Below are 23,951 nucleotides of genomic sequence, written 5' to 3' on the forward strand. Positions count from 1 at the left end.
CATGGATATCCTCAAGCAACTCTCTGACACCTTCCTCGACTGGGAGGCGATGGGCGAAGTCGTACCCAAGATGTTCGCCGTCGGCCTGCCGAACACCCTGGTGCTCGCTGTCATTTCGGGCATTATCGGGACCCTGCTGGGCATGGCCCTGGCCCTGATGGGGATTTCCCGGAACGCCGCGGCCCGGTGGATTGCACGCATCTATACGGACGTCCTCCGCGGACTTCCGCCCGTGTTGACCATTCTGGTCATCGGATTCGGCTTTGGCCCCATCATCCGTGAACTGACCGGTTCCACGAGCCCCTACCCGATGGCCATCGCAGCGCTGTCTTTGATGTCGGGGGCCTACATCGGCGAGATCTTCCGATCCGGTATCCAGAGCGTGGACAAGGGACAGCTCGAAGCGTCCCGCGCCTTGGGGTTCGGCTACGGCGCTTCCATGCGCTTGGTAGTGGTTCCCCAAGGCATCCGCCGGGTGCTTCCTGCGTTGGTTAACCAATTCATTGCCCTGATCAAGGAATCCTCCCTCGTCTTCCTCCTGGGCCTGCTGGCTACGGAGCGCGAGATCTTCCAGATCGGCAAGGACGCGGCTGCGACCAGCGGCAACCTCTCGCCCTACGTGGCTGCCGCCATCTTCTACCTGGTACTCACTATTCCGCTCACGCACTTCGTGAACTGGATTGATGCCCGCTTCCGTTCAGGCAGGCCTGAAAAGAAAGAACCGGACGATGCCGCGGCGGTCGTCGGGAAGGGAGCCCACGCATGAGCGAATTTACATCCGGAACGTTGACGGCAAAGAACATCCATTTGTCGTTCGGCACCAACCATGTCCTGCGGGGCATTGACCTGCACGTTGAGAAGGGCACCACGGCTTCGGTCATCGGTCCCTCGGGTTCAGGCAAGTCAACGCTGCTCCGTGTGATGAACCGGCTCATCGAACCGGACCAAGGCGACATCCTGTTGGATGGCCGTTCCGTCCTCAAGGACAATCCCGACGAGCTCCGGCGTCGGATCGGCATGGTGTTCCAGCAGTTCAATCTCTTCCCCCACAAGACGGTGGCCGAGAACATCTCCTTGGCGCTGCGTAAGATTCGCGGAATGTCCAAGGAACAGGCGCGTGAGGAAGCCTTGGCCCAACTGGACCTGGTGGGCCTCAAGCACAGGGCCGATGCCCGCCCTGCCAATCTTTCGGGTGGACAGCAACAGCGCGTAGCCATTGCCCGTGCGCTTGCCATGAAGCCCGAGGTCATGTTTTTCGATGAGGCCACTTCCGCGCTGGACCCGGAACTCGTCAAGGGCGTACTTGCCCTGATGACCGATCTTGCACAGGGAGGCATGACCATGGTGGTGGTTACCCATGAGATGGGCTTCTCCCGCAATGTCTCAGACGTGGTGACGTTCATGGACGCTGGCGTAGTTGTGGAATCCGGTCCGCCGGAGCAGCTGTTCAACGACCCCCGGACAAAGCGGCTCCAAGGCTTCCTCTCGGACGTCCTATAGTCCCCGCAAGGCAGCCAAACAGCAGACCCCGCCTCCAGACCTTCGCCCTAGTGGTGAAAGTCAGGGATGCGGGGTTTCCTGCATTAAGCGCAATGGCGGCGGGGCACCAGCCAGTCTCCGCCCCCTTATCTTATTTCCAGCATTACTTCCCAAGTTTCACAGACAACACCGTCAGGGCCGCAGCGTCCACCTTATTGCGGAAATCCGGCTCGGACTGCGCTTTCTGGAGTACGGCGTCATACATAGCGGGGATGCTTCCCGGGTCCGCGCAAACCAGCATTGTGCCGCCCGCTGCGAAGAAGTTGATAGCGCGGTCCGCGGTGGTCCACGGCTTCAACTGTGCTGCACTACAGACGTCATCCGAGAGGATAATGCCTTTGAAGCCAGCGTCGCCGCGAAGCATCTGCCCCATGACCACGGGTGAGAACGGCGCGATGTTGGCGGGGTCGATTTGGTCGTAGTAGGCATTGGACACCATGACCCATTGCACGCCGTTCGTAATGGCTGTCCGAAATGGCTCCAGGGCAGGGTCATTCCGCGTAGTTTCAGTGTCCCTGACGTTCTGGCTGACATCGGTGTTGGGAACTACCCGGCCGAGACCTGGGAAGTGCTTCACGACCGGTGCAACCCCGGCATCCTTCATGCCTTGGGCAAAAGCGTTTCCGAGGTTGGACACTTGCCCCGGTACATATCCATACTCGCGTTGGAATTGTCCGATGGGCGCATTGGATGGCGCGAACCCAGGGCTCGTCACAGTATCAAGGACCGGAGCCAGATTGACGTTGACGCCAGCGCTACGGAGTTCCTTCCCCCAAACAGTGGCGTCTGCCCGCAGCTTCGCGGGACCAGCCCCGGCCTGCGCCAACGCGGCAGGGATGGCGGAGAAACCCGGACCAGCCAGGACCTGGACGTATCCACCTTCCTGGTCAGTGGCCACGAAAAGAGGCAGCCCACCGGTAGTTTCAGCGGAAACCGTCCCGGTGAGGGACGCCACGAGGGCAGCTGTGGCAGCAGTCCCGGCCTTGCTGCGACCACTCAAGTAGACGTTCCCTGCGTGGTATTTGGTGAGTGCTTCCATGGTGCCCGGCTCCGCACCCGTCGCCTTCGCGGCAACCATGAAGAGCTGCCCAACACGTTGCTCGAGGCTTAGCCTGGCCAGCTGTTGTTGCGCCGTGGACAGTGCGTCGGGGGTAGGTGCTGCCGAAGGTGCCGGGGAGTCCTTGGGCTGGCTCGACGCCCCGGACGTGGCCTTGCCCGGAACAGGGGTATTCGTCGGCGAGGGGGTAATTGCAGACGGCGAAACCGGTGCAGTTGTGGGGCTCGCGGTTTCATTTCCGCTTGAGCAACCAGGCACCATAGTGACCAGGATTCCGGCCGCCGCGGCCCTTACACCAAGGGATGCAATTGACTGGATTCTGCGCATGGTAAACCGTGAATTCGTTGGGGTTGGGTTTCCCTTACGAGCCTACCCCGGGAAGTCGCAGTGCCCCAGCCTGCTTCGACCAGCCGGCCGGGGCGCCGCGTTGTCCTTGACTTAGGCGATCGCGGCGGCTGCAGCCTTCGCAGCAGCCGGGAGTGCGTCAACGATCCTGTTCATGGCAGCGTCGTCATGAGCCGCGGACAGGAACCAGGCCTCGAAGACTGACGGCGGCAAGTAGACGCCGGAGTCAAGCATCGAATGGAAGAACGGTGCGTAGCGGTAAGCTTGCTGGCCCTGGGCGTCGTCGTAGTTGTGCACGCCGTGGGTGGAGGTACCGAACGCAACCGAGAACAGGTTGCCTGCACGCTGGATGGAGTGGTCCACGCCTTCTGCATCAAGGGCGGACGAAAGAGCGGCGGACAGCTCCAGCGAGCGGGCGTCCACATAGGCATAGACGTCAGGCGTGGCATGGGTAAGCGTTGCGACACCGGCAGCCATGGCCACAGGGTTTCCTGACAGCGTGCCTGCCTGGTACACCGGACCCACGGGTGCAAGGTAATCCATGACGTCGGCACGTCCGCCGAGGGCCGCCGTCGGCATTCCCCCTCCAATAACCTTGCCGAAGGTCAGCAGGTCCGGCGCCCATCCTTCCTGACGGCCCGTGAGTCCCCAGTAGCCGGCGTAACCAGTCCGGAAACCGGTGAGGACTTCGTCGAGGATGAGGAGCGCCCCGTGTTCCGCGGTGATGCGGGACAGCCCAGCGTTGAAGCCCTCGCCCGGGGTCACAACACCCATGTTTGCCGGGGCAGCTTCGGTAATCACGGCCGCGATGTTGTTGCCGTGCTTGGCGAAGGCAGCTTCGACAGCTGTGAGGTCGTTGTAAGGCAAAACAAGTGTCTCAGCGGCGGTGGCTGCCGTGACGCCGGCCGAACCCGGGAGGGCCAACGTCGCGAGGCCGGAACCTGCGGCTGCCAGCAGGCCGTCCAGGTGGCCGTGGTAGCACCCTGCAAACTTGATGATCAGGTTGCGGCCGGTAAAGCCACGGGCGAGGCGAACCGCCGTCATCGTGGCCTCAGTGCCCGTGGACACCATGCGCAGGCGTTCGACGGCGGACACGCGCTCTTTCACGATCTCGGCGAGGTTGGCCTCATCCGGGGTGGATGCTCCGAAGGACAGGCCGCGGTCCACAGCAGCGTGTACGGCGTCGAGCACGGCGGGGTGGGCATGGCCAAGCAGGGCCGGGCCCCACGAGCAGACAAGATCCACGTATTCCTTGCCATCAGCGTCAGTGAGGTACGCGCCCTTGGCCGAAACCATGAATTTCGGAGTGCCGCCAACGGATCCGAAAGCACGCACGGGCGAATTCACTCCGCCGGGCATCAAGGACTGGGCACGATCAAAAAGCTGGTCGGACACAGGGGTGTTTGAAGTCATGGTTCCTATTCTTTCAGTCATTCAGAAGCGTCTTTCGGTGATTCAGAAGCGCAGTTATGAGGCGTCCGCCAGCAGCTCAGCGACCCGTGGGGCCACTTCAGTGCCGTACAACTCGATGCAGCGCATCATGGATCCGTGCGGCAGGGTGCCGTTGCTGTATTTGAGGTCGAAGCGGTCCACGCCGAGGTTGCGCTTAAGCAGGGCGATTTTCCGGGCCACAGTCTCGGGAGAACCCACATAGAGAGCGCCCTCCGGGCCGCACATTGCGTCGAATTCCCCCCGGTTTCCCGGACCCCAGCCGCGCTCGGCCCCGATTCTGTTGCGCTGCTCGAGCCAATGCGGAAAGAGTTCTTCCCGGGCATTCTGGTCAGTGTCTGCAATGAAGCCGGGTGAGTGTGTTGCGATCTGTCGCATCGAGTGACCGTATTTGGCCATTGCGTCGCGATAAAGATTGACAAGGGGAGCGAACCGGCGGGGCTCTCCCCCGATGATCGCCAAGATAATCGGATAGCCATATTCCGCGCACCGCAACACAGATTCGGGTGTCCCACCCACACCTATCCATGCCGGCAGCAAATGGTGCTGCAAACGCGGGTAAACCTGGAGTCCGTTCACGTTGGGGCGGGTCCGCCCTTCCCAATGAACCGGCTTCTGGGCCCTTACTTTGTCAAAGAGCTCAAGCTTTTCTTCGAAAAGGACGTCGTAGTCCGCGAGGTCCAGCCCGAACAATGGGAAGGACTCAATAAATGAGCCCCTGCCCAGCATGACCTCCGCCCGGCCGTTGGAGATTGCGTCAACGGTGGCGAAACGTTGGAAGACCCGGATCGGATCATCCGAACTAAGTACTGTCACGGCCGATCCGAGCCGAATGCGGGATGTTACTGCGGCAGCTGCCGCGAGGAAGACCTCGGGAGCAGATACGGCAAAATCGCGGCGGTGATGCTCTCCCACGCCAAAAGCATGAATGCCCAGGGCATCAGCCAGCTTTGCTTCCTCAAGCAACTCCCGCAGAACCTGGGCGTGCTCCTTCGGGTTACCGTCGGCATCGAGGCCTGCGTCCCCGAAGGTGTTCAGGCCGAGCAGGATTTCGGCATCGCCCACGGGTGCGGTGGGGTCGGAGTCAGCCCTGGATGCAGATGGAAATTCCGATTCGGAAGGCACTGCGGTCATCAGGACTCCTTCAGCCAGCCTGCCAGTTCGGAGGCCCAGTAGGTCAGGACGGTATCGGCTCCGGCCCTCTTGATGCCCAGCACGGACTCCGTGATGGCGCCGCGCCGATCGATCCAGCCGTTGGCAGCTGCCGCTTCGATCATGGCGTACTCCCCCGAGATTTGGTAGGCCGAGACGGGTACGGGGCTCATTGCCGCAATATCCGCGAGGATGTCGAGGTAGCTCATGGCTGGCTTGACCATGACCATGTCAGCGCCTTCTTCAAGGTCCAATTCCACTTCGAGAATGGCTTCGCGACGGTTGGCTGCGTCCATTTGGTAGGTTCGGCGATCGCCCTTCAGCTGGGAGTCCACCGCTTCACGGAACGGGCCGTAGAAAGCTGAGGCGTACTTGGCCGCATAGGCCAGGACAACGGTGTTCTTGTGGCCCGAATCCTCCAAAGCCTGGCGGATGACGGCGATTTGTCCGTCCATCATGCCCGAAGGTCCCAACACATGGGCGCCCGCCTCCGCCTGGGCAACGGCCATCTGACCGTAGATCTCCAGGGTGGCATCGTTGTCCACGTATCCTTCGGCATCCAGGACGCCGCAGTGTCCGTGGTCAGTGAATTCGTCCAGGCAGACATCGCCCATGATCACGAGGTCATCGCCTACTTCGGCCTTAACGTCCCGGATGGCCTTGTTCAGGACACCTTCCGGGTCCAAGGATGCCGTGCCCCGAGCGTCCCGAACCTCTGGTACGCCGAACAGCATGATGCCGCCCACGCCAAGTTCCACGGCTTCCGCAGCTGCGCGCTTGAGAGTGTCAGTGGTGTGCTGGACGACGCCGGGCATTGAACTAATCGGGCTGGGCTCGCTGAGGCCCTCACGGATGAAGGCCGGAAGTATGAGGTCTGCCGGGGCCAGACGTGTTTCTGCCGTAAGCCTGCGCATCGCCGGGGTTGTGCGCAAGCGGCGGGGACGGTGGTTTGGAAAGCTCATCTGGGGTTCCCTTCATTGGCGAATACTGTTTCCAAGGCGGCCGCGATGCCGTCCGGGGTAGGTTCTTTGGCGGTGGCTCCGACGGTGATTCCGAGATGAGTGGCCTCTTCCGCCGTCGGACGGCCAATGGCTATGAATCGGCACCTGCCCAAGGGCAGAAGGGTCTGCGCAATCCGCCGGGCGGCACTGGGGGAAGCGGCCACGACGGCGTCGAGCATCCCGGCGTCAATGGCCGCGCGGGCTTCCGAGGGAGTCATTTCCTGCGGCTGTCCGCTACGGGAACCAACAGTGCCGGAGGCAGAACTGGCGAACGCAGAATTGCCGGAATGCACGACGACGGCGGGCAGTTCGGCTTCGAGGCGCAGTCCCGTCCGGGCCGGATAGTCCACCGTGTGATAGGCGGTCACGGACGCTACGGCTGCGCCCTTGGCGGCCAATCCGTCACGCAGACCGGGGCCTGCGATATCTGCTTGCGGGAGAAGAACACGCGCAGGTGCCGGTTCCCATAAGGCTAGAAGGCCTTCGGCGGATTGCATGTCAGTGGGCGCCAGCGAGACGGTCAGGCCGATAGCCTCCAGGATCCGCCGTGATGATGGCCCGATCGTGGCCACGCGGGTCCGGGATGGCACGAGATCTACCGGAAGCGTGCCACGCTCCGCAGCCTTTTCGAGCAGGACGCGCACGGTGGTGATGCTGCTGATCACCATCCAGTCAAAATATCCAGCGGACAGCTGGTCCAGGGCGGCGTCGAGGGAAGCCTGGTCCTCAGCCCGCTCGAAATCGATGAGGGGAAGCACCAACGGCTCCGCTCCGAGCGTGTGCAGGAGCGAAGCAAGTGGCCGGGCACGGTCGGCGCTCCTGGTAATCAGGACCCGCCGACCTGCCAAAGCCGATGCTTGAGTCACATCAGGACGCTGCAAGATCCGCGATCTCCGCGGCACCAGCAGCGAGCAGGAGCTCCGCAACTTCGATGCCGAGCAACGTCGCCCCTACTTCGGTCAGGCCATCGGTGGCTTTCTTCTCGCGAACTGTCTTGGTGCCGTCAACGGCGCAGACAACAGCTTCAAGATGCAGCATGCTGCCCTTCCTGAAGGCATAAGCGCCCACCGGCGCGGCACAACCCGCTTCCAGCCGGGCCAGGACGGCACGTTCAGCTGTCACGGCAAGCCGAGTGTCGTCGTCGTTCAATGCAGCTAGAGCCTGGGCGAGAACACCATTGGGGCCTTCCACGTGCGGGGCATCCTCCGTACGGCATTCGATGGCCAGTGCGCCTTGGCCCGGGGCAGGCAACATGACATCGGTCTCGAAGAACTCACTCACGGTGTCCAGCCGGTCCATCCGTTCCAGCCCAGCCGCTGCGAGCACAACGGCGTCCAAGTCGCAGGACTTGCCGGGAACAACTTCGTCGGTGGCGTTGCCGGGAAGCCCGGGGACGCGTCCCAGTCGCGTGTCCACGTTGCCACGGATATCCAGCACCTCAATGTCAGGCCGGGCAGCCCTTAGCTGCGCAGCACGCCGGGGTGAACCCGTACCTACCTTGGCGCCACCGGGCAATTCGGCAAGGGTGAGGCCATCCCGGGCACACAACACATCCCTGACATCCACGCGCTTGGGAGTAGCGGCGATGCTCAGTCCAACTGCAGCCCCCGTGGGCAGGTCCTTCAAAGAATGAACAGCGACATCGCAGGTTTCAGCAAGCAAGGCATCGCGCAGGGCCGCCACGAAGACACCTGTGCCGCCCATCTGTGACAGCGATCCGGTCTTGACGTCGCCCTCGGTCTTGATATGCACCAATTCCACCGGGAATCCACCAACAGCTGCCAGCCGATCGGCCGTCTGCTGGGTCTGGGTCAGCGCAAGCTTGCTGGCCCGGGTGCCAATGCGGATGGTCACTTGCCGACCTCCGAGGAGGTGTAAGCGTCGTGCCCAACGCCGATAGTGGAACCGACCTCTGCAATAACCGGCTTTGCTCCTCGGAAGTTTTCGCAACAATTGGGGCGGCAGACATCGTACCAAGGACCAAGGTCCGTAACGTGGGGACGATCGGCGATGTTGTTATCCACTGTGCGTTCACAGATCAGGTCAACCAGACCGGAAACAAAGGCCGCGTGCGTTCCCGGGGTGGGGACGCGGGTGGCTTCAATCTCCAGGTTCCTGCAGGTCTCCAGGGCTTCGGTGTCCAGGTCCCAGGCAACTTCCATATGGTCACTGACGAAGCCGAGGGGAACGATCACCACGCCGCGTACGCCTTCGGGGGCGATTTCTTCGAGGTGATCGTTGATGTCCGGTTCCAGCCAAGGAATGTGCGGCGCGCCGGAGCGGGATTGGTACACGAGGTCCCAAGCCACGTTCGGGGCAACGGCATCCATGATGGCCTGGGCGTTTGCCAGGTGCTGTGCCGCGTAGGCAGATCCTTCTGCGAATTCGCGCGGCTCGTCCTCGGACCTTCCGGCTGCTTCGGCGTCGCGCGTGGGAATGGAATGGGTGGCAAACAAGACCCGGATTTTTGAATCGGGATCGGATTCGCCGGCAGCGGTCAGCTTGCCGCGGATTTCTTCGAGGCCGGCTGCGGTGCCTTCAAGGAAAGGTTGCACAACGCCGGGGTGGTCGAAGTACTGGCGGATCTTGTCCACTTCGAGCTTGCCGTCCAGACCCGTTTCGGTGAGGGCGATGCCAATGTCTTCGCGGTATTGGCGGCAGCTGGAGTAGCAGGAGTAGATGCTGGTGGTAAGCATCAGGATCCGGCGGTGGCCGGCGTCGTAGGCATCCTGCAGGACCGGAGCGATGTACGGGTCCCAGTTCCGGTTACCCCACAAGACCGGAAGCTCAATGCCGCGTTTAGCCAGCTCGGCCTCGATCGCGGCCTTCAGTTCACGGTTCTGCTGGTTGATGGGGCTGATACCCCCAAACGCGCGGTAGTGGTGCGAGACCTCTTCAAGGCGTTCATCCGGGATGCCACGGCCACGGGTGACGTTGCGGAGGAAGGGAATGACATCTTCCTGGCCTTCAGGACCACCAAAGGATGCGAGCAGCACGGCGTCGTACTGCTTTGCTTCCTGGCGGCCACGCTCGGTGACTTCGTTGGGGGTGGTGGAGACACCAAGGCCACTCATGCGAGGACCTCTGCGATCTCGGCAGCAGTCACGCGGCGGCCTGTGTAGAACGGAATTTCTTCGCGGACATGGTTGCGGGCGTCGGTTGCGCGAAGGTGACGCATGAGGTCAACGAGGTCGACGAGTTCAGGTGCCTCCAGGCCCAGGATCCACTCCCAGTCACCCAGCGCGAACGAGGAAACAGTGTTGGATATGACCTGCGGGAACTCCCGACCCAGCATTCCGTGGTCGCGCAGCATCTTTCCGCGTTCTTCCGCGGGAAGCAGGTACCACTCGTAGGAGCGGACGAACGGATAAACGCACAGCCAGGTGCTGGGCTCAACGCCCCTCGCGTAGGCCGGGACGTGGCTCTTGGCAAACTCGGCTTCCCTGTGGACGCCCATCGCGGACCAGACGATCTCGGTGCCGGCAAAGAGCTTGCTGCGGCGAATGGAACGCACGGCTGACTGAAGGTCTTCCGGCTTGGATCCGTGGAGCCACACCATGATGTCGGCATCCGAGCGCATGGCGGAAACGTCGTAGCTGCCTCGCAGGGTCACGCCTTCTTCGGCGAGCTTCCCTTCAAGTGCTTCAAATTCCTGGGCAGCATCGCCGCTGCGCAGGACGTCGGCTGAGCGCTTGAAGACGGTCCAGAGCGTAAAGAACTGCTCTTCGGTTCCAGCAGTTTTAGTGACAGATTCGGCAGAAGTGTGGCTCATGGTTCAAGTTTGCCCCGTGCTAGCCACTAAGTCGAAACGGATCACTTCTACAAGACGTAGAAGTGACACAAATCACGAAATTGGGTGAATATCTCTGCTGCCTTGGGCGAGCTGCGAGCGGGTATCCGCCACCACTGCGGCAAGGCCATTACCTGCCAACCAACCACCAACTACCGTTAGGCCATCGGCTGCGGCGCACACCTTCCGGACCTGCTCTACGCGCTGTTTATGACCGACGGCGGCAAACGGCAAGGCGCCTGCCCAGCGAACCACATCCCAATCAACAATGTCCGCGCGCGTAACGGGCACCGTCAACAACGCGGAAGCATCATCGAGCGCTGCGGCCAGCAACTCTTCATCGTCCATGACAACATCCGGCGCTCCCCCATCGGCATCCTCACGGCGGCCATAGGAAAGGCGCAGGACGTGCGTGCCCGGCCCGGCCTCCTCTGCCAGCCAATCCCATTTGGCAGTGGCATGCGTCAAGGCCTTAGCCCGGATACCCGGGGTCTGGGGGGCCACGAGGATTCCGGTGCCGCGGGGCCGTCCATCCAGTTCGGGAAGGTCGACAACCATCGTCACCAAGCTCACCAAGGGTCCTGGAGCAGGCCGCAGGCCGGACAGTTCCGGTACCGCCGTTTCCAGGAGCCCCACGGCAGCGGGGCCATCGAGCGCTACTACCAGCCGACCGACGTCGTACGTGGCGTCACCGGCGGTGACCCGCCAGCCGTTGCTCGTTTTCGATACGCTGTCAGCGCCCTTTCCACTCAGCATGTCCACGCCGCGGTCCCGGAGGTCCTTAACCAGCGCGGAAATCAAGGTGTTCATGCCACCCTTCAAGCCGCCGACGGCGGAACCCGCTTTCGCGGGCCCGGCACCAGGGCCGGGGGCTGCCTTGCGCTGGGCAGCAACAGCAGCAGCCAAGGACCCGTGCTTCTTCAGGCCTGCGCGGAGGCCCGGGGCCACCATGTCGACGTCCAAGAGGCCGGGATCGGCGGAGTGAACGCCACCCACCACCGGAGCAACCAGCCGCTCCAGGACCTTTTTGCCCATGCGGGCGCGGACGAGGGAGGACACGCTGGTGACCTCAGATGTTGTGCCAAGCGAAGCGGGCAGCCAGCGGTCCAGGGATGCACGCAGGGCTCCGGAGAGGCCAAGCGAACGCCTCACCTCGGGGTCCCAAGGATTGGCCGGGATACCAAGAATTCCAGTCTTGGGCAGCTCTTGCGGCCCATCCGGTAACTGCACCCAGGCGCCGCCCGGGTGCGGGGAAACGATCTGGCCCTCCAGCCCGAGTTCGCGCGCCAGATCGGCGACTGCCGTGGACCGCGTAGCAAAGGACTCGGCCCCGCTGTCCAATGACAAGCCGGCTACCGTGTGTCCTCCGACGCAACCACCCCAGGCCTCGCTCGCCTCGAGGATCGTCACGGAGGTTCCCGCCATTGCCAGTTCCCGCGCAGCCAGAAGGCCGGAAACGCCGCCACCGATCACGACAGCGGTAGGCCCAGGCGATGGTTGCGTTGTGGCTGCTTCCTTCGTCTTGCCGTGGACGTGTCCCCCGCGCATGCGTCCTACTCTGCCGGGATCGAGTGGATGAGCTCCACGACCCGCGTCAGGACAGCCGGGTCCGTCTCCGGGGGCACGCCGTGGCCCAGGTTCACCACGTGGCCTGGAGCGTGAGAGCCCGCGGCTATGACTTCGCGGACATGCGCTTCCAGGACCTCCCACGGGGCCGGGAGAAGGGCGGGGTCAATGTTGCCCTGGAGCGGCACCGTGCCACCCAAACGGCGGTTGGCCTCATCCAGCGGCAGCCTGTAGTCCACTCCCACAACGTCCACACCGACGTCGCGCATGGCGACAAGGAGCTCGGACGTGCCGGTACCGAAGTGCACCAGCGGGGCACCCAGCCCGCGCACGTGCTCCAGCGCCCGCGCTGATGCAGGAGCGACGTACTTGGCGTAATCAGCCAGGCCCAAGGACCCAGCCCAGGAGTCAAAGAGCTGTCCGGCTGACGCCCCGGCCTCAAGCTGTGCCTGAAGGAACATTCCGGAAGCATCCGCTGCCCAGTTGGCGAGGGCTGTCCAGGTTTCGGGGTCCGCGTGCATCATGGTCCGGGGGCCGAGGTGGTCCCGCGAAGGTTTCCCTTCGACCATGTAGGCGGCGAGCGTGAACGGCGCGCCGGCGAACCCGATGAGTGGAGTCTTGCCCAGTTCCGCCACCGTCAGGCGAACGGCTTCGCGGATGGGCTCAAGTGCTTCCCAGGTCAGCTTGGGAAGGGCAGCTACATCGGCGGCTGTCCGTACGGGCTTGTCCAGGACCGGACCCACGCCCGGAACGATGTCCACGCCAACGCCTGCGAGCTTCAGCGGGATAACGATGTCGGAGAAGAAGATGGCGGCATCCACGTCGTGTCGGCGAACCGGCTGCAGGGTGATCTCAGCGGCCAGTTCGGGACGCAGGCACGAGTCCAGCATGGCAACGCCCTCGCGGACCTTCAGGTATTCCGGCAGGGACCTGCCAGCCTGGCGCATGAACCATACCGGCCTGCGTGACGGCTTGCCGCCCCGGTAGGCGGTGATGAGCGGGGAGTCCGACGTACGGCCGTCCATCAACGGGTGATCCGCGCCAAGTTTGCCGGCAGGTTCGCCTGCAGGGGCGTTGGTGGCCGTACTATTGGATGCTGCCGCGCTAGAAGTCATGCCTTTGATTGTGCCGAAAATCCCGGCCAAAAGATAACGACAGGCTGTCACGCCCCACCCCTCCAACCGGTGGAGTGGCGGGGATCACAGAACCGCGTGTGAATTCCCACTGCGCCGCATTGTTCTACCGGCCTGCGAAAAAGCTATGATTGGGTTGCTGTGGTTCTTTTCTCATTGGTGGCTACACACGCCGACATCGACCTCGAAACCGTTGCTCAGCTGAGCAACGGTTCCTCTGAGCTTGCCTCTTCGGCCCTCTCCGGATCCCCGATGGTCTCCGGCGCGGTAGTCCTGGCAACCTGCAACCGCTATGAGATCTACGGCGAAACAGCCAACGGAGCAGGCCTCGAAGCCGCCCGGTCGGCCTTGGTTTCCCAGATCAGCGAATTGAGCGGCCTCAACGAACAACTCGTGTCCCGCTCCTTCAGCACGCACACGGGACCTGACGTCACGCGGCACCTCTTCGCTGTAAGCGCCGGCTTGGACTCTGCGGTGGTGGGCGAACGCGAAATAGCCGGCCAGGTCCGCCGGGCCCTGATCACCGCTCAGCAGGAAGGCACTGCGAGTTCTGGACTCGTCCGCCTCTTCCAGGCTGCATCCAAGACCGCAAAAGACGTTGGCGCCCAAACGGCCCTCGGCTCGCGCGGCCTTTCCATCGTCTCTGTAGCCTTGGATCTGGCAACGGACCTCTCTGACAGTGACGATTGGTCTGCCAAGAAGGTAGTCGTTTTCGGAACGGGCGCCTACGCCGGCGCCACCATGTCCTTGCTCCGCGAACGCGGATGCACCGATGTTTCCGTCTACTCTTCCTCAGGCCGCGCCGAGGGGTTCGTCGCTACCCGCGGGGGCACAGCGCTCGACGCCGACAGCCTTCCGGCGGCAGTTGCCGCAGCCGACGTCATGATCGGATGCAGCGGTTCGGACACGCGCGTTGAAGCCGAGGATCTTGCCCGGGTCAGGGCAAATTCCGGTAAGACACTCATCGCGATCGATCTCGCGCTCACCCATGACTTCGACCCCGCAGTAGGCGAGCTCGACGGCGTCGAACTCCTCACGCTTGAGTCCGTACGTCTGGCTGCACCCCAGGAACAGGCGGAATCCCTGTCCCATGCCAGCGAGATCGTCAATGGCGCTGCATCGGCATTTGAAGCCGAACGCGAATCCCGCTCCGTGGACTCCGCGATCGTTGCCCTGCGGCGCCACACCATGAATGTGCTGGACGCTGAGATGGAAAAAGTCCGCGCCCGCCACGGTTGCACCGCCGCTGCCGAAGAGGTGGAGTTTGCGCTGCGCCGAATGGTCAAGCAGCTCCTGCACATTCCAACGGTGCGCGCCCGCGAACTTGCAGCCAACGGACAACAAGATGACTACGTGGCCGCCCTGGAAGCCTTGTACGGCATCCAAGTGGAGCAGCCCCAGGCTCCTGCTGCTGCAGAATGCCCCGTAGACCACGAGCAACTCCGCTCCGAAAGCGCCTGAAGACCCGTCTCCATCGGAATGCGCACGGGGCTCCAGCGATGCTTTCAGCCGAAGGCGTTCACGCCTGTCAGCTCAGCGGATAGTTCCCACAACTTCCGGGCATCCGCCCTGTCAATCGCGTGTCCGTCGACTCCCCTGTACCTTGCCAGGGGCGATTCCTTGTCCGTTGGTTCAGCAATGTCACAGTCCTCGCAGTAGACACCGCCCATGCCAGCCAAAGCCGGGGACGTCGCAGCCCAGACAGACGTCGCAGCTCCTTGCTCCGGCGTCTTGAAACCTTCCCGGAGGTTTCCGTCGGCGTCCATCCACCCCGCAGCCACCATTTCTTCTTTAGGCAGGTGGCGTTGGAGTTCGGTCATGATCCCTCCGGGGTGGACTGCGAAAGCACGGACCCCTGAGTCCCGGCCCAGGCGGTCCAGCTCCACGGCGAAGAGCGAATTCGCGGTTTTGGCCTGCCCGTAGGCGCGCCACTTGTCATAGCCTGAGGTGAAATTGATGTCGTCAAAGCGGAGGGGTGAGAGCTTGTGGCCGGTGGACGAAAGGGACACTACCCTCGCGTTCCCGGAGGCGAGCAGTGCAGGCCACAAAAGGTTGACCAGCGTGTAATGCCCCAAGTGGTTCGTGGCGAACTGTGCCTCCCAGCCAGGCCCAACGCGATGCTCTGGGCTTGCCATGATCGCTGCGTTGTTTATCAGGATGTCCAAGGTGTCGTGCCGGTCAAGGTAGCGCGCTGCGAAGGCCCTGACGCTAGCTTGGTCGGCGAGGTCCAGGGCGTCCGCTTCCACGGCGTCCGCCAAACCTGCCTCTGCCAGTACCTTCTGTGCGTGTTCGAGCCTGCGCGCCGGAACGGTAACGGTCGCCCCGGCCGAGGCCAAAGCCCTCACAGTCTCCAGTCCAAGCCCGGAATAACCGCCAGTGACAATTGCCGTCTTACCCGTCAAGTCAAGGCCTTCGACTACTTCCATGGCAGTTGAGCCATGCCCAAAACCTGAGCCGATGGGGTGTTGGGGCGTTTCTGTAAATTCTCCGCTCATGCTTGAGCTTCGCACAGATCAGGCGCGGGTGGGGAACGACTAGTAGACAGGCTTTTCGGGCTCGACGTCGCGGACCCAGGCGAGGATACCGCCGTCGAGATGGCTGACGCGCGTGTAGCCGGCCTTCTGTGCCGCCTCCAGGACGGCAGCAGAGCGCGTACCGGCCTTGCAGTGGAACACGATGTCCTTGTCCTGCGGCAATTCGATCCAAGCCTCGCCTGAAAGGATCCGGCCCTGCGGGATGAGGACGGAGCCGTCGATGTTCACGATGCTGTGCTCGCCGGACTCGCGGACGTCCACCAATTCAAAGTCGCGTTCACCAGCTTCCCGCTCGGCCAGCATCCGGGCGAGATCCTTCGCGGTGACGGTGTGCTCCTGGTCAGTAGCAGCAACCGGAGTCACCCCGCAAAATGCTTCATAGTCCACGAGTTCAGTGATGGGCTCCGCTTCAGGATCCTTGGAGACCTTGATTTCGCGCCAGCTGCCCCCAAGGGCGTCGAACAACGCTACCCGGCCAAGCAGGGAACGGCCGACGCCGGTAATCAGCTTAACTGCCTCCGTCACCATGAGGGAGCCAACGGCTGCACACAACATACCGAAGACTCCGCCCTCACCGCATGAGGGCACCGAGCCGGCAGGCGGGGCTTCAGGGTAGAGGTCACGGTAGGTGGGGCCGTGCTCGGCCCAGAAGACGCTGACTTGGCCGTCGAACCGGAAGATGGAGCCCCAGACGTACGGCTTGCCCAAAATCGCGGCGGCGTCGTTGACCAGGTAGCGGGTGGCAAAGTTGTCCGCGCCGTCCAGGATGAGATCGTAATCCGCGAACAGTTCCAAGGCATTCGAGGAGTCAAGGCGGACGTTGTGCAGGACAACATCCACCAAAGGGTTCAGCTCCGCAATGGCCTTCCGCGCAGATTCGATTTTCGGCGTGCCGACGTCGTTGACGCCGTGGATGACCTGACGCTGCAGGTTGCTGAGGTCTACGTCGTCGTCGTCGACGATTCCCAGGGTTCCTACGCCCGCCGCAGCGAGGTACAGCAATGCTGGAGATCCCAGCCCGCCGGCACCGATGACAAGAACTTTCGCATTCTTAAGCCTGCGTTGGCCCAGAGCGCCGATTTCCGGAATGATGAGATGCCGGGAGTACCGTTCCACCTCGGCCGGCGTTAGTGCGGCGGCCGGTTCAACGAGGGGTGGCAGGACAGCGGGCGCGGGGTGGGCAGCAAGAATTGAGGCCATACCCCAATGTATGCCTGCCGATGCCGCCCGGTCATATTACCCACCGGTACAGTGGTCATAACTGCAAAGGAAAGGCGGCAGACTGTGGCTGACGGCACACGGGCAAACGATGGAGCACCAGCGAAGCAAGAACGGACTGGTTCGACGCGTTCAGCGAGGTTGCCCCGGGACGAGCGCCGCGCACAACTGCTTAACGCCGCGTTGGAAGTTTTCGTCTCCAACGGCTTCCACGGCGCCGCCATGGACGAAATTGCCGAGACAGCGCATGTGAGCAAGCCGGTCCTATATCAGCACTTCCCTTCCAAGCGCGAGTTGTACATGGCGCTGCTGGACAGCCACCTGGCCGCCCTGACCGATTTGATGCTCAACGCCCTGAACTCCACCACGGATAACAAAGAGCGCGTGAAGGCAGTCATGCGGGCCTACTACAGGTTCATTGCCGACGACGACCAAGCCCACCGCCTGGTTTTCGAGTCTGACCTCATTAATGACCCCGATGTCAGCTCGCGCTTGGAGACGTTCAACAAAACGTTCGCCGACGCCGTGGCCCACGTCATCGCCGAGGACACCAAATTGCCTCCTCTGGAGGCACAGCTCCTGGGCCGGGGACTGGCAGGAATGGCGCAGGTCAGCGCCCGCTACTGGCTGGAAACCGATGGAAACCTGGACCTCGATGTAGCCAGTGATCTGATCTATCGTTTAGCTTGGCGCGGAATCAGTCGATTCCCCAAAGAGTCCTAGGCTACAAATAGAGGACTGACTTAAAACTTGATTGGCTTGGAGGCCTTGCTGTGGAAGTAAAGATCGGCATTCAGAATGTTGGCCGTGAAATTGTGCTCGAATCCGCACTCGATGCTGATGCTGTAGCCAAGATCGTCGGAGAGGCCATCTCCAAGGGTTCGGACCTGCGGCTCACGGATGAGAAGGGCCGCCAGATCATCGTTCCGGGCAGCGTGTTGGGCTACGTTGAAATTGGTGCCGAGGAAGTCCGCCGCGTCGGCTTCGGCGCACTCTAGCGGTTCCCGGCTACAGCTGCCGCTAAGGAGTCTCCATGCTTTCACTCGTTGTGGTGGTTCTTGCCACCATCGCTACAGGCTTCATCGTGTGGGCAAATGACAAGCGACACGGCAAGTACGGCGTTGCATTGCCGGCGGGCGTTTCGGCAACCGTGGGCGTGCTGAGCTGGATAGCTTTCATCATGGCCGGCTTTGGTTACCAGCCCGGGCTGACCTGGATCCCCTGGATCCTCCCTATCGTGTTGGGGACGGTCATCGCGATTGCCGTTGTGGTCTTTCTGGGCCGCAAGCGCACCCAGCATGACACCGCCGCCCTCACCAAAGCCCTGAGGCTCTAGGCGCTGGTCGCTCTCAAACGACGCTGTTCAGTCTTAAATGGCTCTGGCCATCACCCGTGGGTGATGGCCAGAGCCATTTAACCTTCTGTCCCGTTCAAGCTCCTGGGTAGCGATCCGGCTGCGCCGCGGCACCTGATGCGGCTGCGGCCTCGCTCACGGCGGCCGCAGCGGCGACGTCGCGTTGGGTCACCTGGCCGCCGGCGTCGTGGGAAACGTAACGCAGGAACACCCTGTTGTAACGCCAGTCAAGATCCGGATGGTGGTTCTGTTCCTCGGCGATCTGGCCAATGGCGGCAATGAGCGCCAAGGCGTCCGCCGCCGTCGAGGTTTTGAACACCGTCACCAGGCCGTCCTGGAGCCTCCAGTCCGGAAGGTCCTTGAGGGCGGCCTCCATAGCGACCTGGGTCAATGGCTCTTTCCTGTCAGCCACAACGGCTCCTTCATTCAGAGGAACTCTGCCCGGCCTTCCATGGCCGATGACGCGAGGGCGTGCTCCCGGCGCGGGATACGGCCTGCCTGCTTGGCCAGCCTACCGGCGATCACCGCGTGTTTGAAGGCTTCGCCCATCTGCACCGGATTCTGCGCACGGGTCACAGCTGTTGCCAGCAGGACAGCATCGCAGCCCAGCTCCATGGCAAGCGCGGCATCAGAGGCGGTCCCGATGCCGGCGTCAAGCACTACCGGCACGGAGGCCCGGGACACGATCAGTTCGATGTTGTGCGGGTTCAGGATGCCCAGCCCCGTCCCAATAGGCGAGCCGAGGGGCATGACTGCCGTGGCACCCAGGTTTTCCAGCCGGAGCGCAAGGACAGGATCGTCATTGGTGTAGGCGAAGACCTTGAAGCCACGGTTCACCAGCTGTTCCGTTGCCTCCACGAGTTCCACCGCGTCCGGAAGGAGCGTGTGTTCATCGGCGATGACTTCCAGCTTCACCCAGTCCGTCTCCAGCGCCTCCCGGGCGAGCTCTGCCGTCATCACTGCGTCCTTGGCAGTAAAACAGCCAGCGGTGTTGGGCAGGACCCGGATGTTGTGATCCAGCAGGAGTTGAAACAGTGAACCTGTCTCGGCCGGTGAGTATCGCCGCATTGCCACAGTGGTCAGTTCCGTTCCTGACGCCAGGAGGGCTGCTCCCAGCCCATCCAGACTCGGCGCACCACCGGTACCCATGATCAGGCGGGAGCCGAATTCGACGCCGTCGATCACTAAAGCATCAGTGCGGATCTCAGTATTTGCTGCGGTCATTTTCAGCCTCCCTGGACTGCGGTTACGAGTTCGAGTTCGTCTCCATCGGCGAGCGCAGTCGCTGCCCATTGGCTGCGCGGCACTACCTCGGAATTACGTGCGACGGCGACACCCAGCTTGCCGCCGTCGGCTGCCTGTCCCCGGTGGTCCAGGACGCGGCCTGTGATGGCGCTGACCAGCGTGCTGACTGATGCGTCGTCCGCCACGGCGTGATCGGAGCCGTTGAGTTTGATGTTCATGGTGTGTCCTTGATTGCTGGTTGGAGGCGGTGATCCCGCGTTGCCGTGAATCGATCGGGCCGGAAAATGGACCATCGGGGGTCGGCTGAGCCGCTGATCAGCCCGCCTACGATTTTGGCGGCCACAGGCGTCAACAGGACGCCGTGGCGGAAGAACCCGGTTGCGATCACGAGACCGTCGATAGTGCCTTCGGGCCCAGTAACGCGTCCCAGTAATGGTGCGTTGTCAGGAGTCCCGGGCCGTGCGCGAGCTGTCGCCTCCAACAGTTCCAGTTCCGCTACCGACGGAACCAACACCTGTGCATCCCGCAGCAGTTGGTAGACGCCACCGGCGGACACTGCATTGGTGGATACCGATAGTCCGTCCTCGCGCTGGGTGGCTCCAATCACCACCGTGCCATCATCCCGGGGCACGATGTAGACCGGCACCCCGCGGACCATGCCCCGGACGGTGGATGTGATCAGGGGCTGGAGGTGTTGGGGAACGCGCAGCCTGAGAATGTCGCCATAAACGGGCCGCAGGGGCAGATTGAGGCCCTCGGGGAGATTGCCGATCCTTGCTGCGTCGAGTCCGCAGGCCACTACAGTCTCCGAAGCCAAAATGACGACGCCGGAGTCCGTTTTGGTGCCGGGATACAGTTCGACCCCCGAGACCCGGTCCCCATCCCAGAGCAACCGGGATGCTTGGAACGGCAGGGCGAAACCGTCTTCAGCCCCGGAAACCCACGTTGCATCACTTGGTCCGTGGGCTGACAATCCTTCCAGGAGGCATCGTGCAAGGCGCCGAGGATCCACCTGGTGATCGGCTGGTATGTCGAAGGCACAGGAGATCTGTGGGCTCAGCAGAGGCTCACGCTCACGCGCTTCCCGCAATGACAAGGGCTCCACGTGCAGCCCCGCGGCCTGCTGCACGATGCGGAGGTCTGCCAGCGCGCGACGGTCCGCGGCGTCGGCACCAACGGCAATGGTCGACGTCGTGCGGTATCCGGTGGCTGATTCGCTGCCCTGGACGCTCCGGATGAAAGCGGGCCACAGTTGCGAGGATTCCAGCATGAGTTCCAGGAGGTCTTCCTCCTGGTAGTGGAGCTCACTCACCGGAGCCAGCATCCCGGCGGCAGCGAACGTCGCACCCGATGCAGGGGTGGGATCAATGAGGACCACGGAGCGGCCCTGGCGGCGGGCTTCGTGCGCGATGCCAAGGCCAATGATGCCGCCACCAATCACGGCCACATCTGCATGCAAGGGGTTTTGGCGGGATTCTGCCATATGTTTCCTTCCCTACGCCGGTATTAGCCGGATCAGGTCAAGCGGTCGGCGCTGAAGCCCTCTCAGCCGGACGGTCATATGACGCTGTCACGGCTCCCGCAGTACGTGCCCAGTTTAGAGGAACTACTCTGGTTTCCATGACCCAGCATGATGTCCACACCACTGCCCGTCTCTACTTGTGCACCGATGCCCGCAAACGGCAGGGCGATTTTGAAGACTTCGTCGACGCCGCGTTCGAGGGCGGCGTAGACATCATCCAGCTTCGCGACAAGACGCTCGAGGCCGCCGAAGAGCTTGAGGTCCTGGAGGTTCTGCACGACGTTGCCCAACGGCACGGGCGGCTGTGGGCCGTCAACGACCGCGCCGATGTTGCCAGTATTTCCGGGGCTCCGGTGTTCCATATCGGGCAAAAGGACATCCCCCTGCGCGCCGCACGTCACCTCCTCCACGACCGCACCGTGATCGGCCTCTCCACCCATACGCCGGAGCAGGTTGACGCCGCCATAACGGCCTCCCCTGGCAGGAGTGGACTGGATTATTTCTGTGTTGGTCCGGTGTGGGCAACGCCCACAAAGCCTGGTCGTGACGCAGTTGGGCTGGACCTGGTCACATATGCCGCGGAAGCCGTAAAACGCGCAGACGAGGAAACTGTTGGTGGCGTGCTGCTTCCCTGGTTCGCGATCGGTGGCATCGACCTCAGCAACGTTGAACAGGTGGTTGCCGCAGGAGCGAGCCGGATCGTCGTCGTGCGGGCCATCACTGAAGCGGAGGACCCGACGGCGGCAGGCAAGGCGCTGCTGGGAGCCCTCGACGCCGGCTAGACAGTCGGCTCGGACTTGGGCGGCGGCTAGGGCGGGTCGAAGCCTAAGCCGTCAGTCCAAGCCCCGACATCCGGCGCCCGTGCCGCTCGGCAAGCTCAGCGGTGAGTGCCCTGACTGCTGCTCGGGCATCCCCTCCGGCCTTGAGGAGCGGTCCCAGGTCGGGATGTTCCATGCCGACTCGTTGGGCTTGGGTAAGTGCCTCACCGACAAGGCGGCGACCCCACAAAGCCAGTCGCGATGACAGGCGCGGGTCATCCGCCAGTGCGCGCCGCAGGAGGATACGGAGCACTTCCGTGGCTTGGTCGGCGGAGGCAACCTTCTGGACAAAGAGTTGCGTCCCGGCATCAAGGAATGAGGCGACCATGCGGTAGAAGTCCGAAGACACGGTGTCGATCACATACGCCTTCATGACGGATTCAAACCAGTCCGCTGGCCTCGTTCGCTCATGGAAGTGGTCAAACGAACGCTGGAACGGAAGCATGGCCTCTTCGGCGTCGAGTCCCATCTCCGAGAGCCGGCTGCTGATCATGGCGAAGTTTCCGTAGGCACCCACAGCGATCTTCGCCAGCACTGCCCTGTCATGGAGCGTGGGAGCGTACCGGGAGTCGAAAGACAGCCGGCCAAACGCCGAGAGCTCGCCGTATGCCATGGCTCCCAACAGCTCCGAGGAGAGGCGCTGGACACGAGCATTATCGTCCAAGGAAGTGCTCATGGTCCAAGACTATCCAGCGATTTCGGGCTAACCTGATTTTCGTGTCACATCATCGGATTTCGCCCAACGTCGACGACTCGTCGGACCAGCTCGCGGAGGCATTTGCAGCCCTCCGGACCGAACTGGAGCTCCCGGGCGAGTATCCGGCCGAAGCCGTGGCGGAAGCCCGGAAAGCAGTAGAAAACCACACGCTGCCGGACCGTGACCTCAGGGACATTCCGTTTGTGACCATCGATCCAGCCACGTCCACCGACCTGGACCAAGCGGTATTCATTGAACGTGCCGGTGACGGTTACAAAGTCCTCTACGCAATCGCGGACGTGCCATCCTTTGTGGCTCCCGGCGGGGCGCTCGATGCCGAAACCCGGCAACGGGGACAAACGTTTTACGCTCCTGACGGGAGGATCCCGCTGCACCCGGAGGTTATCAGCGAAAACGCAGGAAGCCTGCTGGCTGGCCAAGACTGCAGCGCTTTCGTGTGGGCCTTCGAACTGGACCACAACGCGGAGGTATCCACCACGTCCGTGGCCCGTGGCACCGTCCGTAGTCGCGCCAAGCTCAGTTACAAAGGTGCCCAGGAACTGATCGATGCCGGCACAGCCCCAGCGGTCCTTGAACTCCTTAAGGAGGTTGGCCTGAAGCGCGTTGAACTGGAACGACTCCGCGGTGGCGCCAACCTGAACATGCCGGAGCAGGAAATCGTCCAGGCGACCGGTGGCGGGGGCTACAGGATTGTGGCCGCGCCGTCCCTGCCTGTGGAGGACTGGAACGCGCAGATATCCCTCATGACCGGGATGGCAGCGGCCCAACTAATGCTCGACGGAAAAGTGGGCATCCTGCGCACCATGCCGGCACCGGATGAACGGTCACTGCTCCATTTCAAACGCCAGACCAAGGCTCTCGGAAAACCCTGGGACGGCGAGGTCACCTACGGTGAGTACCTTCGGACACTTGACGCTTCGGATCCCAAACAGCTTGCCATCCTGCACTCGGCAGGCACACTCTTCCGCGGCGCTGGATACACGCCTTTCGACGGCGAACTTCCACCCAACATTCTGCAGTCAGCCATCGGCGCGCCCTATGCCCACACGACTGCCCCTTTGCGTCGCCTCATCGACCGCTTTGTCCTGGTGATCTGCGAGGCCCTCAGCAATGGCCACCAGATCCCGTCGTGGGCGCGGGAAGCACTTCCATCCCTGCCTGAGATCATGGCGTCATCCGACCAACTGGCCGGGCGGCTTGAGCGTCTGGCCATGGACACCGTGGAAGCTGCACTCGTGGCGAACCACATCGGCGAGGAGTTCGACGCCGTCGTCATCTCCGGTTCCAAGCCCTCCAACGGCTCGGCGAATGGCAATGGGCGAGGAAACGGAAACGGCAATGGGCCCTTCGGCATCATCCAGATAGCCGAACCGGCGGTGACAGCCCGATGTGACGGTGAACTGGAATCAGGCACGAAGGTCCGGGTGCAACTCCTGAAGGCCGATATCGCCAGCCGCGAGATCCGCTTTACCCTGCTTCCCTGAAGCTCCGCAGCACCCGAACTGCCGCC

Annotated in this window: 25 protein-coding genes and 1 riboswitch; of the genes, 8 read left to right on the forward strand and 17 right to left on the reverse strand. The window is 62.7% G+C overall.

Features of this window, described 5'->3' with window-relative positions:
* Position 1 precedes the first annotated feature (1 nt).
* Both KSW38_RS08180 and KSW38_RS08185 read left to right on the forward strand, forming a co-directional pair.
* The gene (locus KSW38_RS08180) at positions 2-766 is read left to right on the forward strand and encodes an amino acid ABC transporter permease (RefSeq protein WP_216924080.1); all 765 of its coding nucleotides are present in this window, start codon (positions 2-4) and stop codon (positions 764-766) included.
* Positions 763-1,500 carry an amino acid ABC transporter ATP-binding protein gene (locus KSW38_RS08185; protein WP_216924081.1) on the forward strand — a complete coding sequence of 246 codons (738 nt, stop codon included), beginning with the start codon at positions 763-765 and terminating at the stop codon, positions 1,498-1,500. Before KSW38_RS08180 ends, KSW38_RS08185 begins: the two co-directional genes overlap by 4 nt.
* A gap of 142 nt (positions 1,501-1,642) precedes the next feature.
* Here the strand turns inward: KSW38_RS08185 and KSW38_RS08190 are convergent, their stop codons facing one another.
* The 10 genes from KSW38_RS08190 to hemE all read right to left on the reverse strand — a co-directional run bounded on the left by KSW38_RS08190 (position 1,643) and on the right by hemE (position 13,014).
* Positions 1,643-2,923, reverse strand: a complete 1,281-nt coding sequence (locus KSW38_RS08190; RefSeq protein WP_216924082.1) for a glycoside hydrolase family 3 N-terminal domain-containing protein — start codon at positions 2,921-2,923, stop codon at positions 1,643-1,645.
* A gap of 111 nt (positions 2,924-3,034) precedes the next feature.
* The gene (gene hemL / locus KSW38_RS08195; protein ID WP_216924083.1) at positions 3,035-4,354 is read right to left on the reverse strand and encodes a glutamate-1-semialdehyde 2,1-aminomutase; all 1,320 of its coding nucleotides are present in this window, start codon (positions 4,352-4,354) and stop codon (positions 3,035-3,037) included.
* A 54-nt stretch (positions 4,355-4,408) separates the two neighbouring features.
* Complete coding sequence (locus KSW38_RS08200; RefSeq protein WP_216924084.1) at positions 4,409-5,524, reverse strand: LLM class flavin-dependent oxidoreductase; 1,116 nt, start codon at positions 5,522-5,524, stop codon at positions 4,409-4,411.
* Entirely contained in the window at positions 5,524-6,504 is a 981-nt protein-coding gene (hemB, locus tag KSW38_RS08205; RefSeq protein WP_216924085.1) for a porphobilinogen synthase, read from the reverse strand. Before hemB ends, KSW38_RS08200 begins: the two co-directional genes overlap by 1 nt.
* Complete coding sequence (locus KSW38_RS08210) at positions 6,501-7,409, reverse strand: uroporphyrinogen-III synthase (protein WP_223946452.1); 909 nt, start codon at positions 7,407-7,409, stop codon at positions 6,501-6,503. Before KSW38_RS08210 ends, hemB begins: the two co-directional genes overlap by 4 nt.
* A 1-nt stretch (position 7,410) precedes the next feature.
* On the reverse strand, positions 7,411-8,397 hold the full coding sequence (gene hemC, locus KSW38_RS08215; RefSeq protein ID WP_216924087.1) for a hydroxymethylbilane synthase: 987 nt from the start codon (positions 8,395-8,397) through the stop codon (positions 7,411-7,413).
* On the reverse strand, positions 8,394-9,617 hold the full coding sequence (locus tag KSW38_RS08220) for a ferrochelatase (RefSeq protein ID WP_216924088.1): 1,224 nt from the start codon (positions 9,615-9,617) through the stop codon (positions 8,394-8,396). Before KSW38_RS08220 ends, hemC begins: the two co-directional genes overlap by 4 nt.
* Positions 9,614-10,315 carry a hydrogen peroxide-dependent heme synthase gene (gene hemQ, locus KSW38_RS08225; RefSeq protein ID WP_216924089.1) on the reverse strand — a complete coding sequence of 234 codons (702 nt, stop codon included), beginning with the start codon at positions 10,313-10,315 and terminating at the stop codon, positions 9,614-9,616. Before hemQ ends, KSW38_RS08220 begins: the two co-directional genes overlap by 4 nt.
* A 72-nt stretch (positions 10,316-10,387) precedes the next feature.
* Positions 10,388-11,881 carry a protoporphyrinogen oxidase gene (hemG, locus tag KSW38_RS08230; protein ID WP_216924090.1) on the reverse strand — a complete coding sequence of 498 codons (1,494 nt, stop codon included), beginning with the start codon at positions 11,879-11,881 and terminating at the stop codon, positions 10,388-10,390.
* Positions 11,882-11,886: 5 nt separating this feature from the next.
* Positions 11,887-13,014, reverse strand: coding sequence for a uroporphyrinogen decarboxylase (hemE, locus tag KSW38_RS08235; RefSeq protein ID WP_216924091.1), 1,128 nt, complete (start codon positions 13,012-13,014; stop codon positions 11,887-11,889).
* Positions 13,015-13,173: 159 nt separating this feature from the next.
* On the opposite strand from hemE, the gene KSW38_RS08240 reads away from it, so the two are divergent.
* Positions 13,174-14,493 carry a glutamyl-tRNA reductase gene (locus KSW38_RS08240; protein ID WP_216924092.1) on the forward strand — a complete coding sequence of 440 codons (1,320 nt, stop codon included), beginning with the start codon at positions 13,174-13,176 and terminating at the stop codon, positions 14,491-14,493.
* 44 nt (positions 14,494-14,537) lie between these two features.
* Here the strand turns inward: KSW38_RS08240 and KSW38_RS08245 are convergent, their stop codons facing one another.
* Both KSW38_RS08245 and moeB read right to left on the reverse strand, forming a co-directional pair.
* On the reverse strand, positions 14,538-15,527 hold the full coding sequence (locus tag KSW38_RS08245; protein WP_216924093.1) for an SDR family NAD(P)-dependent oxidoreductase: 990 nt from the start codon (positions 15,525-15,527) through the stop codon (positions 14,538-14,540).
* A 39-nt stretch (positions 15,528-15,566) separates the two neighbouring features.
* Complete coding sequence (gene moeB / locus KSW38_RS08250) at positions 15,567-16,766, reverse strand: molybdopterin-synthase adenylyltransferase MoeB (protein WP_216924094.1); 1,200 nt, start codon at positions 16,764-16,766, stop codon at positions 15,567-15,569.
* A gap of 6 nt (positions 16,767-16,772) precedes the next feature.
* Between moeB and KSW38_RS08255 the strand changes: the two genes are divergently transcribed.
* Genes KSW38_RS08255 through KSW38_RS08265 form a run of 3 tightly spaced genes read left to right on the forward strand, consistent with a single transcriptional unit; the run spans position 16,773 to position 18,120 of the window.
* Complete coding sequence (locus KSW38_RS08255) at positions 16,773-17,507, forward strand: TetR/AcrR family transcriptional regulator (protein ID WP_223946458.1); 735 nt, start codon at positions 16,773-16,775, stop codon at positions 17,505-17,507.
* A 50-nt stretch (positions 17,508-17,557) separates the two neighbouring features.
* Positions 17,558-17,782 (forward strand): DUF3107 domain-containing protein, encoded by a 225-nt coding sequence (locus KSW38_RS08260; RefSeq protein ID WP_216924096.1) that lies wholly within the window; start codon positions 17,558-17,560, stop codon positions 17,780-17,782.
* Positions 17,783-17,817: 35 nt separating this feature from the next.
* Positions 17,818-18,120, forward strand: a complete 303-nt coding sequence (locus KSW38_RS08265; RefSeq protein ID WP_216924097.1) for a cytochrome c-type biogenesis protein — start codon at positions 17,818-17,820, stop codon at positions 18,118-18,120.
* Positions 18,121-18,214: 94 nt separating this feature from the next.
* On the opposite strand, the gene KSW38_RS08270 is transcribed toward KSW38_RS08265, so the two are convergent.
* The 4 genes from KSW38_RS08270 to KSW38_RS08285 all read right to left on the reverse strand — a co-directional run bounded on the left by KSW38_RS08270 (position 18,215) and on the right by KSW38_RS08285 (position 20,866).
* Positions 18,215-18,550 carry a 4a-hydroxytetrahydrobiopterin dehydratase gene (locus tag KSW38_RS08270; protein WP_216924098.1) on the reverse strand — a complete coding sequence of 112 codons (336 nt, stop codon included), beginning with the start codon at positions 18,548-18,550 and terminating at the stop codon, positions 18,215-18,217.
* A 14-nt stretch (positions 18,551-18,564) separates the two neighbouring features.
* Entirely contained in the window at positions 18,565-19,362 is a 798-nt protein-coding gene (locus KSW38_RS08275) for a thiazole synthase (RefSeq protein WP_216924099.1), read from the reverse strand.
* 2 nt (positions 19,363-19,364) lie between these two features.
* Entirely contained in the window at positions 19,365-19,601 is a 237-nt protein-coding gene (gene thiS, locus KSW38_RS08280; protein ID WP_216924100.1) for a sulfur carrier protein ThiS, read from the reverse strand.
* Entirely contained in the window at positions 19,598-20,866 is a 1,269-nt protein-coding gene (locus KSW38_RS08285) for an FAD-dependent oxidoreductase (RefSeq protein WP_216924101.1), read from the reverse strand. The genes thiS and KSW38_RS08285 overlap by 4 nt, the downstream gene beginning before the upstream one ends.
* A riboswitch (TPP riboswitch) is annotated at positions 20,859-20,976 on the reverse strand. It overlaps the preceding gene by 8 nt.
* 27 nt (positions 20,977-21,003) lie before the next feature.
* Here KSW38_RS08285 and thiE point away from each other — a divergent pair.
* Positions 21,004-21,687, forward strand: a complete 684-nt coding sequence (thiE, locus tag KSW38_RS08290; protein ID WP_216924102.1) for a thiamine phosphate synthase — start codon at positions 21,004-21,006, stop codon at positions 21,685-21,687.
* A gap of 43 nt (positions 21,688-21,730) precedes the next feature.
* On the opposite strand, the gene KSW38_RS08295 is transcribed toward thiE, so the two are convergent.
* Entirely contained in the window at positions 21,731-22,399 is a 669-nt protein-coding gene (locus tag KSW38_RS08295; protein WP_216924103.1) for a ferritin-like fold-containing protein, read from the reverse strand.
* 41 nt (positions 22,400-22,440) lie between these two features.
* Between KSW38_RS08295 and KSW38_RS08300 the strand changes: the two genes are divergently transcribed.
* A complete protein-coding gene (locus tag KSW38_RS08300) occupies positions 22,441-23,925 on the forward strand; it encodes an RNB domain-containing ribonuclease (protein WP_216924104.1) in 1,485 nt (494 codons plus the stop codon).
* Positions 23,926-23,951 lie beyond the last annotated feature (26 nt).

It is taken from the genome of Paenarthrobacter aromaticivorans, from assembly GCF_019038615.1.
Classification (GTDB): Bacteria; Actinomycetota; Actinomycetes; order Actinomycetales; family Micrococcaceae; genus Arthrobacter; species Arthrobacter aromaticivorans.